This window comes from Sphaerospermopsis sp. FACHB-1094 (assembly GCF_014696195.1).
Lineage (GTDB): Bacteria > Cyanobacteriota > Cyanobacteriia > Cyanobacteriales > Nostocaceae > Sphaerospermopsis > Sphaerospermopsis kisseleviana.
The window spans coordinates 44,241-62,241 of record NZ_JACJPT010000009.1; the positions used below are offsets into that span (position 1 = coordinate 44,241).

General features: G+C 38.3%; 16 protein-coding genes and 1 tRNA gene. 10 read left to right on the plus strand and 7 right to left on the minus strand.

Going from position 1 to position 18,001, the window contains the following annotated elements; all coding sequences use genetic code 11:
• Window positions 1-534: 534 nt before the first annotated feature.
• The 4 genes from H6F47_RS04340 to H6F47_RS04355 all read right to left on the minus strand — a co-directional run bounded on the left by H6F47_RS04340 (window position 535) and on the right by H6F47_RS04355 (window position 6,840).
• Complete coding sequence (locus tag H6F47_RS04340) at window positions 535-1,269, minus strand: PP2C family serine/threonine-protein phosphatase (RefSeq protein ID WP_096568968.1); 735 nt, start codon at window positions 1,267-1,269, stop codon at window positions 535-537.
• A gap of 18 nt (window positions 1,270-1,287) precedes the next feature.
• Complete coding sequence (locus tag H6F47_RS04345; RefSeq protein WP_137666745.1) at window positions 1,288-2,973, minus strand: AarF/ABC1/UbiB kinase family protein; 1,686 nt, start codon at window positions 2,971-2,973, stop codon at window positions 1,288-1,290.
• Between the two features lie 145 nt (window positions 2,974-3,118).
• Window positions 3,119-3,442 (minus strand): DUF6825 family protein, encoded by a 324-nt coding sequence (locus H6F47_RS04350; RefSeq protein WP_137666737.1) that lies wholly within the window; start codon window positions 3,440-3,442, stop codon window positions 3,119-3,121.
• 680 nt (window positions 3,443-4,122) lie between these two features.
• A complete protein-coding gene (locus H6F47_RS04355; RefSeq protein WP_190647842.1) occupies window positions 4,123-6,840 on the minus strand; it encodes a CBS domain-containing protein in 2,718 nt (905 codons plus the stop codon).
• A 246-nt stretch (window positions 6,841-7,086) separates the two neighbouring features.
• Between H6F47_RS04355 and psbZ the strand changes: the two genes are divergently transcribed.
• The 8 genes from psbZ (at window position 7,087) to H6F47_RS04395 (ending at window position 12,766) form a co-directional block, all read left to right on the plus strand.
• Complete coding sequence (psbZ, locus tag H6F47_RS04360; RefSeq protein WP_096568955.1) at window positions 7,087-7,275, plus strand: photosystem II reaction center protein PsbZ; 189 nt, start codon at window positions 7,087-7,089, stop codon at window positions 7,273-7,275.
• Window positions 7,276-7,457: 182 nt separating this feature from the next.
• Entirely contained in the window at window positions 7,458-8,015 is a 558-nt protein-coding gene (gene ribH / locus H6F47_RS04365) for a 6,7-dimethyl-8-ribityllumazine synthase (protein WP_190347619.1), read from the plus strand.
• A 216-nt stretch (window positions 8,016-8,231) separates the two neighbouring features.
• Window positions 8,232-8,303, plus strand: a tRNA-Gly gene (locus tag H6F47_RS04370).
• 275 nt (window positions 8,304-8,578) lie between these two features.
• Complete coding sequence (locus tag H6F47_RS04375; protein WP_190647821.1) at window positions 8,579-8,986, plus strand: hypothetical protein; 408 nt, start codon at window positions 8,579-8,581, stop codon at window positions 8,984-8,986.
• Between the two features lie 60 nt (window positions 8,987-9,046).
• Window positions 9,047-10,312: a glutamate-5-semialdehyde dehydrogenase gene (locus H6F47_RS04380; RefSeq protein WP_096568906.1), complete on the plus strand. Its 1,266-nt coding sequence runs from the start codon at window positions 9,047-9,049 to the stop codon at window positions 10,310-10,312.
• Between the two features lie 104 nt (window positions 10,313-10,416).
• Entirely contained in the window at window positions 10,417-11,607 is a 1,191-nt protein-coding gene (locus tag H6F47_RS04385) for a hypothetical protein (RefSeq protein WP_190647823.1), read from the plus strand.
• Between the two features lie 11 nt (window positions 11,608-11,618).
• Window positions 11,619-12,212: an ABC transporter permease gene (locus H6F47_RS04390; RefSeq protein ID WP_190647825.1), complete on the plus strand. Its 594-nt coding sequence runs from the start codon at window positions 11,619-11,621 to the stop codon at window positions 12,210-12,212.
• Complete coding sequence (locus H6F47_RS04395; RefSeq protein WP_190647826.1) at window positions 12,209-12,766, plus strand: hypothetical protein; 558 nt, start codon at window positions 12,209-12,211, stop codon at window positions 12,764-12,766. The genes H6F47_RS04390 and H6F47_RS04395 overlap by 4 nt, the downstream gene beginning before the upstream one ends.
• A gap of 109 nt (window positions 12,767-12,875) precedes the next feature.
• Here H6F47_RS04395 and H6F47_RS04400 read toward each other — a convergent pair whose 3' ends face one another.
• The 3 genes from H6F47_RS04400 to H6F47_RS04410 all read right to left on the minus strand — a co-directional run bounded on the left by H6F47_RS04400 (window position 12,876) and on the right by H6F47_RS04410 (window position 16,234).
• Window positions 12,876-13,955 carry a DUF3474 domain-containing protein gene (locus H6F47_RS04400; RefSeq protein ID WP_190647827.1) on the minus strand — a complete coding sequence of 360 codons (1,080 nt, stop codon included), beginning with the start codon at window positions 13,953-13,955 and terminating at the stop codon, window positions 12,876-12,878.
• A gap of 128 nt (window positions 13,956-14,083) precedes the next feature.
• Window positions 14,084-15,157: a fatty acid desaturase gene (locus tag H6F47_RS04405; protein ID WP_137666734.1), complete on the minus strand. Its 1,074-nt coding sequence runs from the start codon at window positions 15,155-15,157 to the stop codon at window positions 14,084-14,086.
• Window positions 15,158-15,412: 255 nt separating this feature from the next.
• Window positions 15,413-16,234, minus strand: a complete 822-nt coding sequence (locus H6F47_RS04410) for an acyl-CoA desaturase (RefSeq protein ID WP_096568895.1) — start codon at window positions 16,232-16,234, stop codon at window positions 15,413-15,415.
• Between the two features lie 86 nt (window positions 16,235-16,320).
• Here H6F47_RS04410 and H6F47_RS04415 point away from each other — a divergent pair, with 86 nt between their 5' ends.
• Together H6F47_RS04415 and H6F47_RS04420 are read left to right on the plus strand one after the other, a co-directional pair.
• Window positions 16,321-17,550, plus strand: coding sequence for a methionine gamma-lyase family protein (locus tag H6F47_RS04415; RefSeq protein ID WP_190647828.1), 1,230 nt, complete (start codon window positions 16,321-16,323; stop codon window positions 17,548-17,550).
• A gap of 41 nt (window positions 17,551-17,591) precedes the next feature.
• Entirely contained in the window at window positions 17,592-17,969 is a 378-nt protein-coding gene (locus tag H6F47_RS04420; RefSeq protein ID WP_190348267.1) for a GxxExxY protein, read from the plus strand.
• Window positions 17,970-18,001: the final 32 nt, after the last annotated feature.

Genomic DNA, 18,001 nt, shown 5'->3' on the forward strand with positions numbered 1-18,001 from the left:
TGATTCCTGAAAGCAGGTTTTATGTAAATAGACTTATGGACCAATCAAGGATTTTTACAGTAGATTTATTTGAGCTTGATTGTTGATCCTTGCAGTTGGGACTAACAAGGGCGATAATTTCAAAATTTCAATTTTCTAAATAATAGATATCTCCGAGAATTACATAAGCATAACCTGAAGCCTTTGGTAGGGACAATTCATGAATTGTCTCTACGTCTTTTTCGGAGAAGTCTAATGTAAATTTAGCCTCATCAGGTGAATTGAAAGGCTTAAAGATATTTTTAGCAATTTGCTAACATAAAAAATGCTCAAATTGAACAAAATGCTGAGTATATTTACTTTGTTGGTTTTTGGGCATTGGAAGATAGGGATATGGGAAGAATAGATAATTAGGGTTTGCTGAAAAAGTTATCTGTGAAAGACCAGTGACAGGTGACAGGTGACAGGTGACAGTTTCGTAAAGTTTTCATATTTATATGGCTAACGCCACGCTACGCTATCAGCAATCCCTAATTCCCTATTCCCTATTCCCTATTATGAATTTTCCTCAACAACTACAAGGACAACAGTAATGTTGTCGTGTCCACCTTCCTCTTTTGCTGCTTCAACCAAAGAGAAAGCAGCTTTATCCAATACGGGAAAATTGTCAAGGCAAGTTTTAATTTGGGGAGCGACGAGTTCTTCCGTGAGTCCATCACTACATAAAAGTAAGCGATCGCCAACCTGGATATCTAGTGGTTGTCCTTCAACCTGATGCAAGTCTTCACGTCCCAAGCAGCGAGATAAAACATGACGGAAGGGATGAACTCTAGCTTCTTCCTCAGTGATATCGCCTATTTTGATAGCTCTGGCCACCCAAGTATGATCCTCTGTGATTTGCTCTAATTGGGATTTCCGATAACGATATAATCTTGAATCGCCGATATGAGCGCACCAAGGTAAATCTGAATCACGAAAAACCACTACAACAGCAGTAGTCCCCATATCAGCACGTTCAGGATGATTTTGCTGATCCTGCAAAATTGCTTCATTAGCGAACAATAAAGCGTTTTTTAATAATTCTGGCGTAGATTCAGAAGATTGCCAATTTTTTTCTAAATATCCCCGAATTTCTTGGGTAGCAATGTGACTGGCCTGTTCTCCTCCTGCATGACCGCCCATACCGTCAGCAACTATAAAAAACCGTCCTTCCGGGTCTATATAGTAAGCATCTTGATTATTAGAACGAATAAGTCCTGGATCGGTCAAACCGACGAAGTTAAGTTTCATAAATTTGTGCAGCAATAATTAATACTTCTGATCATAACGGTCAAGGCGTGAAATTAGGCGGAGAAGTACAAGTGAAACTCCGGCAGCAATTAAACCTGCTACTGCTGCTAACCATACATAATGATTCACCAAAAGAATCGTAGCAGAAATTGTAAATCCACTGATGATCAAAGCATAACTCATTCCCATTTGAATACTAGTTTGTCGCCTTAACAGACGTTCTGTTTCTAGGGAACGAACCCGCAGACGAATATCACCCCGTTCTAGTTTATCCAGTGTATCTTCTAATCGACGTGGTAGACCTAAAGCAGTGCTACTGACTTGTACTGCTTGACGACTTAATTCATTCAAGAAACTATTCCCCTCTGAACCACTACTATTAGTCATAAGTTCCATTGCATAAGGCTGGGCAACTTCCATAAAATTAAATTCTGGGTCTAAACCCTTTCCCACCCCTTCCAGGGTAGAAAAAGCCCGCATGACAAAGGTAAAAGTTGCTGGAAATCTAAATGGTTGATTGTAAGCTATTTCATACAGGTCTTCGCTGATGGCGGCCACTGATTGAGATTCAAAAGGTTTATCCATGAAGTTATCCAGCATATACTGGACAGAACGCCGCACCGGACCCATGTCGTCTATTGGTGCGATCGCACCCAAATCAATCAGAGACTGTACCACGCGATCGCCATCTTTTTGAGCGATGCCAAACAAAGTTTCCATCAATCCTTCGCGGACATTGGATTTAATTGTTCCCATCATCCCGAAGTCGTAGAAAATCAAAGCACCATCGGCACTAACTGCCAAATTACCAGGGTGGGGATCAGCGTGGAAGAAACCGTTATTTAGTAATTGGTGTAAATATGCTTGAGCGCCATAACGAGCGATCGCTCTCCGATCCACACCCGCAGCTTCTAAAGCGTCATATTGACTCACTTTAATTCCGGGAACATATTCCAAAGTAATGACCCTAGAAGTAGCATAACGCCAATAAACTCTGGGTACTTTCACCCAGTTATAAGCGCGGAAATTGCGGCGAAAAGTATCAGCATTGCGCCCTTCATTTAGGTAATCAATTTCCTCCCAGAGAATGCGACAACATTCTTCATAAATACCCATCCAATCTCGTCCCCGTCCCCATTTAGGATGATTTTGGAAGTAGCGGGCAATACCTTTGAGAATTTGTAAATCTATTTCAAACAGCTTTTTGAGTCCCGGACGTTGCACCTTGACAACTACCGATTCTCCAGAATGTAACACAGCTTTGTGAACTTGTCCCAAACTAGCAGCAGCCAGGGGAACTGGTTCAAAACTGTGGAATAGTTCAGGAATTTTTTTACCTAACTCCTGCTCAATAATTGCCTCTACTTGTTCATAGCTAAAGGCTGGTACTCTATCCTGTAACTTAGATAACTCTTCCACGTATTCACTAGGAAAGATATCAGCACGGGTAGAGAACAGCTGACCAACTTTAATAAAAGTCGGTCCCAAATTTAAAAAGGTCTCTCTAATCCAGATAGCTTGGGCTTTACGTCTAGCAGCTTGTTTAGCTTCCGTTACACCCCCAGGATAACTCCAAGCTTTATTATACCGCCAAATTTTGAACATTAAAGTCAGAACAAAAGACCAAATATCCACAAAACGGCGTTTGCTAGAGTATTTTTCCCGATTCCAACGGTAAGCCTTACCTGAATAACCTTGTTCCATATTTTTTTCGTACCGTTGGGTATTCACGGAATCTCCACTAATAACAGACACTCTTCGTAATGGGTAATGGGTAATAGGTAATGGGTAATAAATGTTATTTTTCCCTGTTCCCTGTTCCCTGTTCCCCGTTCCCCGTTCCCTTTATCTATTTTGACGCACTGCGATATTTTTGTAATTCAGTGCGTAATAAGGCGATTTCTGCCCGCAATTCGTCAATTTCTGCTTGTAAGTCTGTTGAACCTACACCAGATGCACCGCTACCTTTGGTTGTTCCAGTTGCTGAGGCTTCGGCAGCCCGATTAGCTCGTGCTATGACTTCCTCTGTAAACTGGCGTAACTGTTCTCTGGCTTCAGCATCAAATTTACCCAGTTCGCTCAAAGCATCGGTCAAGGCGACTTCTACACGCTCATTAATTACTTCTGCTACTGCTCTGCCTACAAAAAAGGCTTGCACAAGAGGATTACTCATAAATTTTTGTAAAGTTGCTCCGCAAGAAAATTATAACTTGCATTCAGCATCAGGTGTTGACTATCATTCAGAATTTTATCAGTATTGGGACGCTAATGAATTTGTATAATTTTAGCTGGTAATCCCTCAAATACTGGAATTATTAAATAATTTTAATATCTAAATAATTATGAATACATACGTAAATATTTATTGCAATATATTTAATTTAATATTAACTATTTATTAGTTCAATTTAAATTAAGTAGAATAATTAAATTTAAATTGTCACAATCAGGATTTGTCAGAATCAGGATGTCCAGGATTAGAGGATTTACAGGATTAAATATTAAATATCAAAAATTAAACGCAGATGAACGCAGATGATTTTTAGATCATGATCAGAATTTCCTGGATTTAAGGATTTACATGATGTTGTTTTTCTCTGTGTTCTATGTGACTCTGTGGTTCGTTTTAAAAAATAGAATTTGTCAGAATCAGGATAACCAGGATTAAAGGATGTACAGGATGGTAATTGATTAATTTTTTGTTGGTGTTTAAGGTGGAATTTTTCAGAATTAGGTAACAGCACTTTTTCACATATAAATTACTAATTCAAATTACTAATTTTTAAATCAACATTAAATCAACATCCTGAAAATCCTCAAATCTTGGACATCCTGATTCTGGCAATATTAAAATTAACGAGGATAATGTTTAGCTAAAAATTCCCGCGCTTCAGATTCATCCTTAATGATACCATCAAGAGTAGCAGTCAATAAATCATCCAAAATTTGTTTAAAAATCGGACTGGGTTTATACCCCAATTGTTTTAAATCATTGCCATTTAACAAAGGTTGGACATTTGCCAAATTAGTTAAATAATACCAGATTTTCCGTCTAACTTGGCGGGGACTTTTCAAGGCAACTAACATTAAAGTTGGTGCATCATATTTTTTCAATAAGTGGACTATTTGACTCGGTAATTCACAACTTGGTAATAATGAAATTACCTCTGTTTGCATTTCTGCTAATTTCTTTAATCTATTAATACTATCATCAGCTAATTGTAGATTTTTAGCTACCTTTGTTCTATATTGCGGTTCTAAATGGGCAATTAATAAATCTAAACGCATTTGCCAAGGATGTAAAAAAGGATGTAATATTTGTTGTTTTTCACAGCTTCGCAAATATATGATAATTAATTTTTCCAATAAACGTAATTCTCGTAAAATATAAATATCTAATTTTAGGGTAGGATGGATACATTGTAAAGCACCCAAATCATCTAATAATTGTAAAGCAGATTGCCAATAGGGAGCTTCTACAATATGTTTTAATTCAGTTTTTAACCGAGTTTGTAAAGCGGGAGTTTTGACATTTTCTTGAGTTGTTCTGTCATAAACTCCGCTATTTATGGCATAGTTAATATACTCTTTTGTTCGCTGTTCAATGGCAAATCCAAACCGCACAGCAAAGCGAACTCCGCGATAAATACGAGTAGGATCTTCAATAAAACTGTTAGGGTGTAAAACTCTGATTTCCTTAGCTTGTAAATCTAATAAACCACCAAAAAAATCTAATAATTCACCGCTACGGGGAGATGTTAACCTTAATGCCATTGCATTAATTGTAAAATCTCTTCTATATAAATCTTGACGAATAGAACTAGCTTCAACTTCTGGGTTAGCTGCGGGATAAGGATAAAATTCTGTTCTTGAAGTGGCAATATCTACCCATAATGAATTTAATTCTGGGTGTTTATGCCATAATAAAGCAGCAGTTTGAAATGCACCATGAATTTCTAAACGTGCATTTTGATAAACTTCCTGCAATACTTTTGCTAGTTCCACACCTGCACCCACATCCGCTGCTTGATGAAAACCATCTACCACTAAATCAATATCATTAATCATTAATGTGCCAGTTTGTCCTTCTGCTAATAGTAAATCACGTACTGCACCACCTACTAAATAAAGATGCCAACCACGTTTTTCAGCTGCTTGAGATGCTATATTTAATAATTGCCAAAGTTGCGGCTTTAATTTAGCTTGTAATTGTGGTAATGTAATATTATTTTCGCTTTTTTGATCTATTTCTTCATCACTTATATCACTTTGATGCAGTTCCCTTAAAACATCAGTACGAGTGACAATACCAACGAGATTTTCATTTTCTAAAACTGGTAAACGTCCAATGTCATAAGTAACCATTAAATACTCAATTTGTGGTAGGGTAGCGTCTGGCGTAATGGTCTTTAAATTAGTGGTCATGTAACCTTTAACTGGTGCATGATTAAATCCGTGATGTAAAGCAATATCTAAATCACGTCGAGAAATAATACCCACTAATTTATCTTGATGATTGACAACAGATAAACCAGAATGTCCGTAACGCAGTAAAATTCTTTGAGCTTCAGCAATAGTGGTTTCTGGGCGAATAGTTCGCACAGGAGAAGACATTAAATCTCTGGCTGTGGGAGGATGGGGAATTTGTGATTTTAACCCTGCTAATAGTTGTTGTAAAATTGATTGTGAATCAGTGGTTCTAATATTGAAAGATGCAGCTTGAGAATGTCCACCACCATCGAAAGGTTGAAATAAAAGATTAAGATTGGTATGGGTAATTTGGCTTCTACCAATTACTGTTAATCTAACTTCTCCATCTTCTAAAAGATATTCATGGGCTAACAGTAAAGCATCTATTTCTGTTAATTCTACCAGTTCTGATGCTAAAGCTGATAAACCAGGTACAAAATTATCAGTTTTGAGAGTAACTCGTCCAATGGTATATCCCCGGAAACAAATATATTCTAAATTTTCCAAAGATTGAGTTAATAATTTTTGTAGTTGGGGAGATAAACCTGGATCTCGGTAAGTTGCAATTACAGATAAACTTGCCCCTTGCTGCATCAACCAAGCTAAAGCCAAAGCATCTCTGGGCGTAGACTGATCATAAGTTAAAGAACCTGTATCAACATGAATACCCAAAGCCATTACTGTTGCTTGAGCAGGATTAATAGAAATATGCTGTTTTTGTAATTCTTCCACCATTAAAGTGGTCGTTGCACCGACTTTATCAATATATAATTTTGTGGTGGGAATATTGCTATCTTGTGTTAAATGATGGTCATAAACTATGATTTCTTGAATATGCGGTAAATCTAACCATACAGCAGCTTTTCCTAAGCGATCGCGCTGTTGAGTATCTACAACCATCAAAGAACGTATTTTTTCAGGATTTACAGAACGTCTTTCAATCAGTGAATATTCATCCCGATACAAAGCCAAAAAATCTCGTACCGGTGGATGAGATCCCCCAGTTAAGACAATCTTACTTCCTGGCTTGAGGCAAGTTAACCCCACAGCCGCCCCTAAAGCGTCAAAATCAGCAGTTGTGTGACAAAGAATTATATCCATGATAGGTGATTGGGGACTGGTGACTGGGGACTGGGGACAGAAAAGAGAGCAGGGGGAGGTTAATAACCCATTACCCATTACCCATTACCTCTTTCCTAATAACTGATCAACTGTTACAAAGCAGCTTTAAAATATTAATTGTTCAGAAGACCTAAATTAAATGGTTCACTGATCAGCCTAGTCTGTCTATCATATCGTGACAGTCTTGGTGAAAGTTACGATTTCGCTGTGTTGGGAAAAGTAAAAATGACCATAGTATTCCAATTTGCTTTAGTATCTCTCGTTCTGATGTCCTTCGTCCTGGTTATTGGTGTTCCTGTTGCTTACGCAACCCCTCAAAACTGGGTGGAATCTAAAAAGCTGCTGTGGGTTGGTTCTGGTGTTTGGATTGCTTTAGTGCTTTTAGTTGGTTTATTAAACTTTTTTGTGGTGTAGACAACGGCTGCACACAAGCGTTCACACATAACATAAAAACCAGAGGAGCAGAAAAGCTGAACTCACAGGAAAGGGAAGCAAAAATTTCTTTGTTCTTTTTCCGTGCTGATATTGCTTTCCTGCTCCTTTATTTCCATCCAGAAAAATGTATTGGCTAAGAAGTATAGTTATAAGAGGCAGTCATGGCAGTTTTTGAGGGCAACTTTACTCAAACAGAACCTTTAAAGTTTGCAATGGTGATCGGTCGATTCAATGATCTAGTTACCGTTAAGCTTTTAGAAGGATGTCAAGATTGCCTAAAACGTCACGGTATAGATCCTGACCCCCAAGGCAATCAAGTAGATTATGTATGGGTTCCAGGCAGTTTTGAAGTTCCTACCGTCGCTCGTCAGTTGGCACTCTCTCAACGTTATGATGCCATAATTTGCTTGGGTGCGGTAATTAAAGGACAAACACCCCATTTTGATTATGTATCTGCTGAAGTAGCCAAGGGTATTGCAGCAGCCAGCTTTCAAACTGGTGTACCTGTGATTTTTGGCATTTTGACCACAGATACCATGCAGCAAGCATTGGAAAGAGCAGGGATTAAAAGTAATCATGGCTGGGATTATGCCATGAATGCCATAGAAATGGCCAGTTTGATGCGTCAACTACGTTCCAACCTAGCAGAACCTTATGCCAGTAACTCTCAGTCTTTACCAGCATCAGTCCAAAAATTGGTACAGTCAGAAGTAGTTTAAAAGAGAGTTTGGGGAGATGGGGAGAAATATTTACCTCCTGACTCTTGACTCCTGCCTCCTGTACGGGCGAAGCATTCGGGTGATCAATTCTCGATTTTTCCCCAATATTTTTGTCCGAATGCTTCGCCTCTACGACTTCTGACTTCTCAAAAAAAAATTTCCAATAGGGGTTGACAAACCTAGATAAATCTGAAATACTAAGATTATGTTGAGGTCGCGGGTATAGCTCAGTGGTAGAGCGCAACCTTGCCAAGGTTGATGTCGCGCGTTCGAATCGCGTTACCCGCTCTGAAAATAATAACATAGAAATAGAATAAGTAACCAAAAAAGTCATTAGGTCTGGGAAATCATGATTAGATTTTCAGACCTAAAATTTTTAATTGTATAAACTCCTGCCTTCTGCCTCCTGCTTCCTATTTTGTCTAATTGAAAATAGCGGCTACAATGCTTGCAGAAATATACTAGAAATAATGCTAAGTGTGGGGATGTTGACCAAAAAGTAATTTTTGGCATTCCCACCCAAAACCGTTAACAAAAACTCGCTCAAGTTATTTAGACTGCTTGTGCCATCTCAAAAACCGGAAAAAATAGACTTCAATACGGATTATACTTGTCCTTGTCGTCGTCGGGGGCGGTTAATTCCCATTACCCTGACAGAAGCATTTGGCTGCGATCGCTGTCAGCAAATATTTGTCGTTGAAGATAATGGATATGTACTGGAGCAACTTTCTACCACTTATCCCTATAAGCGGGCTTGGCGCTGGACAGGGAAAAGCTGGAATCTGATTCAACCAAAATTGGCAGAAAGTTATCTGCCGATAGCGTTGGGCATTATTTTCGTGTTAGTCATTATATGGCTACCGTTAGCATTACGCTTGGCAAATGGTTCGAGTATTATTGCTTGGGCAATAGTGGCGGTGCTATTAGCTATTCTGCCAGCAATTATGGTCTGGCTTACTTACAGACGTTAACTGCATCAGCGCCCCGGATTTATCCGAGGAACTAATCCAAAATCTAAAATCCAAAATCGGATGACTGTTGAAGCTTTTGATGATTATCCCGAACCAATGAACAGCGCCAAACGCGCTTATCAAGCTTCCCTGAAGTTAGGAACTACCAAAGGGGCAGACCGAAGTCGCGCTGTGTTGGCAATGGCACGGGCGCTAAAACGCTCCTTTGACGACATTCTCGAAGCCAATACCCTGGATCTAGAAGCTAGTCGGGAAATGGCAGTACCAGAATTAATTTTGGATTGGCTGAAATTAACTCCCTCTCGGTTAGAGAATACTGTTGAGATTCTCCAACGTTTGGGGGAATTATCCGATCCCTTGCGACGGGTGAGAAATGCTGATTATCAACAGGAAGATTCTCAAAGTTATACCCAGTTGATGCCTTTGGGAGTAATTGGGTTTATTTATGAGGCTTTTCCAGAACTAGGGGCGATCACTGCTGGTTTTTGTTTGAAAACTGGTAATACTGTGATTCTCAAAGGCAGTACAGAAGCTAGTCATTCTAATGCGGCGATCGCCGAAGTTCTGCAAACAGCCATTAGTGAAGTTGGTTTACCCCCAGGTTGTATAGAATTAGTCACCACTGAACATGGTACTTCTTTACGGGATTTAGTCACTCAAGACCAGTATTTAAGTTTAGTCATACCCTACGGACGTTCTAGCTTAATTCAGCAAGTAGTCAGACAAGCCACCTGTCCCGTGTTAAAGTCAGCAATGGGCAATTGTTACCTGTACTGGTCCCTCAATGGTAGTTTAGAAATGGTACGCTGGATGATTTTAGATAGCCATAAAAGTGAACCAGATCCAGTCAATGCCATTGAAAAAGTTTTAATTCATCGTCAAGCTTTACCATCTTCCTTGCCTGTGCTGTGGAATAGCTTAAAAGAAAAAGGCTTTGAACTCAAAGCAGATGCAGAATTAGTAGAAGCCTTTCCCCAATTACAATTAGCAAAAGACGGAGAATGGGGAACACCGTATTTAAGTAAAACCGTAGCGTTTAAATTAGTAGATAGCTTAGAAAGTGCGATCGCTTGGATTAATCAATATAGTAGCGGTCATGCGGATGCAATAGTTACAGACTCTTACCAAGAAAGTCGCCAATTTGCATTAGGAGTCAATAGCGCCTCTACTTATATCAATGCTTCCCCTCGGTTTTCTCGTAACCCTTCACGGGGAGATTCCGTATTTTTGGGAATGTCCAATCAAAAAGGACACCGTAGAGGGTTTATTAGTTTGGAAACCTTGACAACGGTGAAGCATATCATCCAGGGAAATGGTAGGTTTTAGAAGTTACAAGTGAGAAACAGAACTGTTGATCAGTTAAGATAGTCAATAAAGATATTCAGTTATTTCTCGCATTAGAAACAAATTGTATAGAGAGTTGAAGTTATATGTCTAACCGTCTCAAGCTTTTTCGGGAAAGAATGGCAGCTTTTGAGGGTGCAGCAGATCCATCAGCAGCGATTGAAAGCGGTTATTATGTCCATGCACCAGGAAAATTACTTGTAGATGAAATATCAGCAAGAATAGCTTTACGTCCGTCTTCTTCACATCTGCTTTTAGGAGGTATTGGTTCTGGAAAAACCACTCAATTGTTAGTTGCTTGTCAGCAAATGAATGAGATAGAAGATATTCATGCCATATATGTAGATGTTAGTCAATATACATATATTTCCAAAATAACCACTGGTGTTCTAACTGCAATTGCAGGTCTAGAACTTGCTGAATTAATGAAAGACAGTAAAGATGAAAATGTTATACAATCAATTGATTTAATTCGTAAGCGAGCAAATGGTTATACATACTATGATTATGACTACTATGACGAACCTAACGATTACGAAACGTTGATTACAGTAAAAGGTATTATTCCTAAAAAAGTAGAGGGATATGGGATAAATTTAGAGTTAGTAGAAACTGTCAATAACTTATCTAAAGTTATGTCTGAAAAGTATGGAAATCTGGTTATTTTATTTGATGGATTAGATAGAATAAACGATGCTCAAAAATTTATGCAGCTTGTATTTTCAGATGCAAAAGCAATATCATCTGCGGGTATTGGTCTAGTGTTAGTTGGTCCATTAACAGCTATTTATGGTAACTATCGTGATACCGTTGATAAAATTTTAGATTACTTCTATTATCAACCATTTTTTGATATAGAAAATGACCAAGATGCTTATAATTTTTTTGAACAAATTCTTAAAAATCGCTCATCCAAAGATTTTATAGAAGAATCAGCAATGAAAGCTTTAATTCAATTTTCTGGTGGCGTTTTACGAGACTTTATTACGCTAACACAAGCATCTCTTGAAGAAACATACATATCGGGTGACGAGAAAGTACAAGAAAAACAAGTTTTAAAAGCTGTTGATTCAATTGGTAGAAATCAACTACTTGGCCTATCAGATAATGAACTAAAAATTATTAAGCAGATGCTTAAAACTAAAAAATTTATTCCTATAACTGACGAAGATTTGCGATTATTGGTGAGAAGAGTAATTCTTGAATATAGATATCCAAAATTACGTTATGCAATTCATCCAGCTATTAAACCATTAATTCAACAAATTTTAGATTAAAATGGATTTCAATGATTAATTTACTTAAATCACTTTCTATAGATCAATTATTACAAAGAATTGGCTCACAACCAACATCAGGAAATACTTGGTCAGCATTGATTACTTCAAATCTATATATTCAGCAATTAGTAGATGATTTACAAGAAACTCTGAGCATTTTTACAGAATGTGAAGTAGGTTGTTTATCTGCTCAAGATGCAACTAATGTTTTTGTAGAGAAAATTATTCAAGCAAATGAAGATTATTTAATTCTTTGGAACTTTGAACAATGGAATAAAAATAATTGGTATGAATTGGATTGTATGCGAAGTTTACTGATGAGAAAACGCGGAGTAGTTCTTGTTTTATCTCCCGACTCAGCAAAAATTATGTTTTCTTATGCTCCCAACATTGTAAGTTGGCTTGGTTCTAGGGTATATTCTTTTTTAAAAGATACAGAATTACTCAGCGTTGAAGAAATTCAGGAAAGACTAGCAGCACTCAGAGAATGGTCAGGTTTAACAGACTATCAAATAATTGAAATGGCTGAAACGCGAACTTTACCACCTGAACCTGAATATGCTGAATGGCTTGTTTTACTGGAACGGGGGGATTTAATTTGAGTAACCAAAGTGACTGGGTGCAAATTTGTGAGGATGTTCAAGCACGGTTATTAAAAATAACTCCCTTAACAGTAAAAAGTGCTAAGGTTTTAAGAAGTGAAATTCTTAAATCTTTAATCGCAGCCCGTGATGATAAGTTTTTAAAAACAGAATCTCATCAAATTCATAATTTATTAAAAAAAACACCATCTAAAGATAAAGGAATTATTGAAATAACTGGAGGAAAGCGAAACTTTGATCGTATTAGAGAAATTCCCCATTTTGAAAGATGTGATGGTTGCTGGTTTGATTTTGCAATTTTAGTAGATGAAAATATAAAACCTGCTGAAATTATTGCATTTGATTTTGAAATCAGATTTTTAGAAAACAACCCAACAAAATTTTTGCGATTTGATTTGAACTTACCAGAACATAATAATGATGATAAAGGAAAACGATTTCATATACATCCAGGCAACGATGACTTAATGATTCATGCTTCCCCAATGTCACCATTGGAAATTTTACATTTATTTTTATATGACTTAAAAATACCTGAACGTCCTCGGAGTTGATAGCCAACTGAATCACTTAAAATCCTGTAAATCCTTACATCCTGGACATCCTGATTCAGACAAAAAAGCCCGCACTCGGCGGACTTAATAAACATCAAAAACCTAAAAATTACTTCGCATTCTCTTGATAATAAGTGTGATAAACTTTACCACCCTCATCAGGAATAAAACGACAAACCTTAGCAGAATGCAGTAATGCCTTCCAGATAGTAACATCAGACTTATAGTAATAGTCACCCATCACAGGTTTAATTGCTTCCGTTGCCTTCAACAAATTGTAGTGAGGCATATTCAAAAAGATATGATGGGCAACATGAGTACCGATATCATGATGGATATGGTTAAAAATGCCATAATCTCTATCAATGGTAGAAATTGCACCCTTTAAAAAAGTCCAATTATCACCACGATACCAAGGTAAATCTTGTTCAGTATGGTGTAAATATGTCACCAAATCCAACCAAATTACAAACACAACGTAAGGACCAGCGTAGTATTTAATTAACCACATCCAACCCCATTGATAGGTAAGGAAACCTAACAAACCTACCATCCCAATCCAAAGGATAGTGCTGGTGAGAATATCCCACTTTTCTGAAGGTTTAAACAAGGAACTTCTGGGGTCAAAATGTGAACCACTTTTACCTGGTGTGCGCTGAAATAAATAGATGGGGTAAGCTAGAGGTAAAAACAGATAGTAGCGGATTAGCTTTTGTAGAAAAGGTAATTGTTTATATTGAGATTCACTCAAAGGATACCAGCTTTCATCATTTTCCACACTGCCAGTATTTTTGTGATGGGTTCTGTGGCTAATTCTCCAACCGTGATAAGGTACAAGAATAGGTGTATGGGATAGATGACCAACCAAATCATTTAGCCATTTGTGCTTAGAAAAAGATTGGTGTCCACAGTCATGACCTACTACAAACAAAGCCCAAAACATAGTTCCTTGCATCACCCAGAAAACTGGCCAGAAATACCAAGAATCTAGATAATTTGCCAGTGCATATAAACCAGCAACAATAGCAACATCACGGAAAAAATAATAGAGTGATTTAGCGACACTCGGCTCAAAACATTCAGCAGGAATAGCAGCTTTTAAATCTGCAAGAGTGAAAGGCAGTTTATCTTCATCCTGAGAAGATTTAACAGCAGGATTTTGGTTGAATTGAACTGATTCTAATTGCACTGGATTTGTGAATCTCTAAAACGAAAAGTAATTAAGGTAGGGTGGGCAATGCCCACCAAAACAGGCAAAGTTGAGAAAAATGATTTAATAAATTTTGCTTGATTAAATCATGAGGTTAATTATTGAATTTAAGCTAGAGATTTAGCTTTCTGGGCGTAATATTCATCAAAAGTTGTATAACCAATGTCAGTTTTATAAAGTTGACATTCGTTAGTAATTTGTTTCATTAAATCCCAAGAGAAATTACATTCTTCATGGAGATATTCACCCCAATTTTTCTTAATGCTATCGTAAGCTAACCGCAAATTGTAGGAGGGAATAGCAGTAGAAATATGATGGGGAACGTGAACGTTAATATCGTGACAAAGGATTTCTACCCAACGAGGATAATCACAGTGAATAGTTCCAAATAACTGCGCCATCGCTTCGTTCCATTTGTTAGCGGTTTCAAAAGGAACATCTGCGGTTGTATGGTGAACAATGGTGAAGGTACTCATCCAGAAATGGTAAACCATCCAAGGAATAAACCAGAATTTAATAAAGCCCCAAACACCAGTTGTAATAATCAAAGTGGGAAAAACAATAGCTGCAAAAGCTACTACCACACCTACAGAAAGTTTCACATTAGCCCGATCTTTTGCTTGGAACTTCCGCGCATCAAAATGCACAACTGCCCAATGTCCGATAGAACCTACCCACCAAAAACGCTTGCGGATAAACAACTCAAAAGCAGACTGTCTGGTTTTATCCCAACCTGCAAAAACCTCTGGTCTGATGGGATGCCATGCGTTATCCTCATCTAATTTATTTGTATGTTTATGGTGATGATTATGTTTAATTCTCCAACTGTGAAAAGGGTAAATTAAAAACATCATGAAAAAATGCCCAACCAGGTCATTTACCCAACGACGGTTTGCAAAAGAACGATGTCCGCAGTCATGACCTATGACAAAAAATCCTGTTAAAGCCGTTCCTGTAAAAATCCATGCTATGGGTAAAAGAAACCAGGGAGAAATAGCCAAAAAATAATAGCCTAACGCTGCCATAGATAAACTGATAATTACAGTAGTCCACGCTTTGCGGCTATTTTTCTGAAAACATTCCTTGGGTAGACTTTTGATAATATGTTTTAGTTTGATTTCGTCTTTACTAAGGTTTGTGGCGACGAAAGTTTCCTGGTCTTTGATTAGTGATGTAGTCATGAATACCTGAAAAACAGCAAACTGGACTGCAAAGTCATAATCAAAATGAGTTTACAGCTAAGTTTTGTAACATTGAATTTCTGAAATTATAGCAACCTAAGAGTAACTTAGGATAGATGAAAATTCAAAATTCAAAATTAAAATTAAAAAATTCATAATTTCTATTTTGAATCTCCGTAATTACACGCAAAAAGCCAATAGTTTCATACCCAAAAAACGACTATAAAACTATTGACTTTAAACATCAATTATGCGTTATGCTCTTTTATCTGCCAGTTTAATATTTGTTGCTAAACCAAGCAGTTGGAGTAATTGAATAGTCATCCAAGTCATATCAATTTCCCACCATTGCAAACCGTGACGGGCTGAATATTGAAAAGCATGGTGATTATTGTGCCAACCTTCACCAAATACCAGTAAAGCTACCCACCAGCAATTGGTAGAATTGTCACCGGAATCTGGATATGTGCGATAACCGAATTTGTGAGTCGCACTATTTACCAGCCAAGTGCAGTGATAAACCCAAACAATGCGGACAAAAATACCCCAAACCACAAAAGACCAGCCGCCCAAGAAAAACAGTACCAATCCCAGGGCAATTTGTAAGAAAATGAAATATTTCTGTAAAAACTGATAAACTGGGTCATCACTAATGTCTTTTGTGAAGCGAGGAACTTCAGCATGAGCGGGTGAGTGATAAATCATCCAACCAAGATGACTCCACCAGAAACCCTTATTTGAGTCATGGGGATCATTAGCTGTATCGGAATGCAAATGATGGATTCGGTGTATACCCACCCATTCAATTGGTCCACCTTCACAGGTGAGAGTTCCACAGAAGACCAAAAAATACTCCAACCATTTAGGAGTTTGAAAACTGCGATGGGTAACAAGACGGTGAAAACCCAGAGTCACACCTAAACCACCGCTAACCCAGTAGAGGAATAATGCAACACCAACTGCTCTCCAGCTAAAGTTACTGGGAATTAAAGCAAATAAAGCGCCGATGTGCAGGCCAATGAAGAACAGGGTATTAACCCAGTTAATTTTAAGTTTAGTGGAAGTAGCAATTGTCATGCAGTAACCTTTATAGGAATTGTCCAGCCTAATCTGCGTGATTTAGAAATCCGCATATTTAGATTATTTTTTTTAATGAGGAAACAATGAACAGCTTAGAGCAGCTTCGGGAAGCAGAACAGGCACTATTAGAAATTTTTTATGGTATTGACGCTCAGGTCAAGCATAATCTTCAAAGAGTTCTGAATGCCTTTCGGAATCATCGTGTAGGGGCGCACCATTTTGCAGGTGTCAGTGGTTATGGACATGATGACTTAGGAAGAGATACTTTAGATCAGGTTTTTGCTGAGGTCATGGGAGCAGAAGCTGCGGTGGTGCGAGTGCAGATTGTTTCAGGAACTCACGCGATCGCCTGTGCGCTGTATGGTGTGCTTCGTCCTGGGGATGAAATGTTAGCAGTAGTGGGTTCTCCCTACGATACTTTGGAAGAGGTAATTGGCTTGCGAGGGCAAAACCAAGGTTCTCTTATTGAGTTTGGCATAAAATACCGCCAATTGGAACTAACCAAAGAAGGAAAAATAGATTGGACAGCTTTAAACACTGCCATAACAGAAAATACTCGTTTAGTTCTCATTCAGCGTTCCTGTGGATACTCATGGCGGCCTAGCCTTTCCATAGCCGAGATTGAAAAAATAATTCACATCGTCAAACAACAAAACCCCAACACAGTTTGTTTTGTAGACAACTGCTACGGAGAATTTATAGACACCCAAGAACCAACCCACGTAGGTGCAGACCTCATAGCCGGGTCATTAATCAAAAATCCAGGTGGTACACTGGTTACAGCAGGGGGATACATAGCCGGAAAAGCTGACCTAGTAGAAGCAGCCGCCTGTAGACTTACCGCCCCAGGAATAGGTAGTGCGGGAGGTGCAACCTTTGATCAAAACCGCTTGTTATACCAAGGATTATTTTTAGCACCCCAAATAGTCGGGGAAGCAATGAAAGGAACGTACCTAACAGGGTACGTATTTGATAAGTTGGGTTATCCTGTAAACCCCGCACCCCTAGCACCAAGAGGGGATGTGATTCAAGCGATTAAACTCGGTTCAGCCAAAAAACTGATTGCTTTTTGTAAAGCTATTCAACAAAATTCGCCCATTGGTTCTTATTTAGACCCCGTACCTGATGAAATGCCGGGATACGAAAGCCAAGTTGTGATGGCTGGGGGGACATTTATAGAAGGTAGCACCTTGGAATTATCAGCCGATGGACCTTTGAGAGAGCCTTATATTGTTTATTGCCAAGGTGGTACACATTGGACTCATGTATCTATTGCGTTACAGACAGCTATTGAAGCTGTGGGAGAAGCATGAGATAATTTTTACTCACGCAGAGACGCAGAGGCGCAGAGAGTATGATTGAGAATGAGATTACGGGAGTTATTGTTGATGTGGCTTATAAGGTTCACACAACTTTGGGACCTGGTTTGTTGGAGTCTGTTTATGAGACTGTGATGGATGTTGAGTTGAGACGGCGAAAGTTGCAAGTCAGAAGACAGGTAGTTATTCCTATCACTTATGAGGGTGTGGTTTTGGAGGAGGGTTTCCGTGCTGATTTGATAGTTGAAGACAAGGTGATTGTCGAACTAAAATCAGTAGAAAATCTCAATCCTGTACACCACAAGCAACTATTAACCTATTTACGCCTTGCTGATAAAAAAGTTGGACTAATCATAAACTTCAACGTCAAACTCATCAAAGATGGTATATCACGAGTAGTCAACAACCTCTAAAAACTCTCTGCGTCTCTGCGCCTCTACGTGAG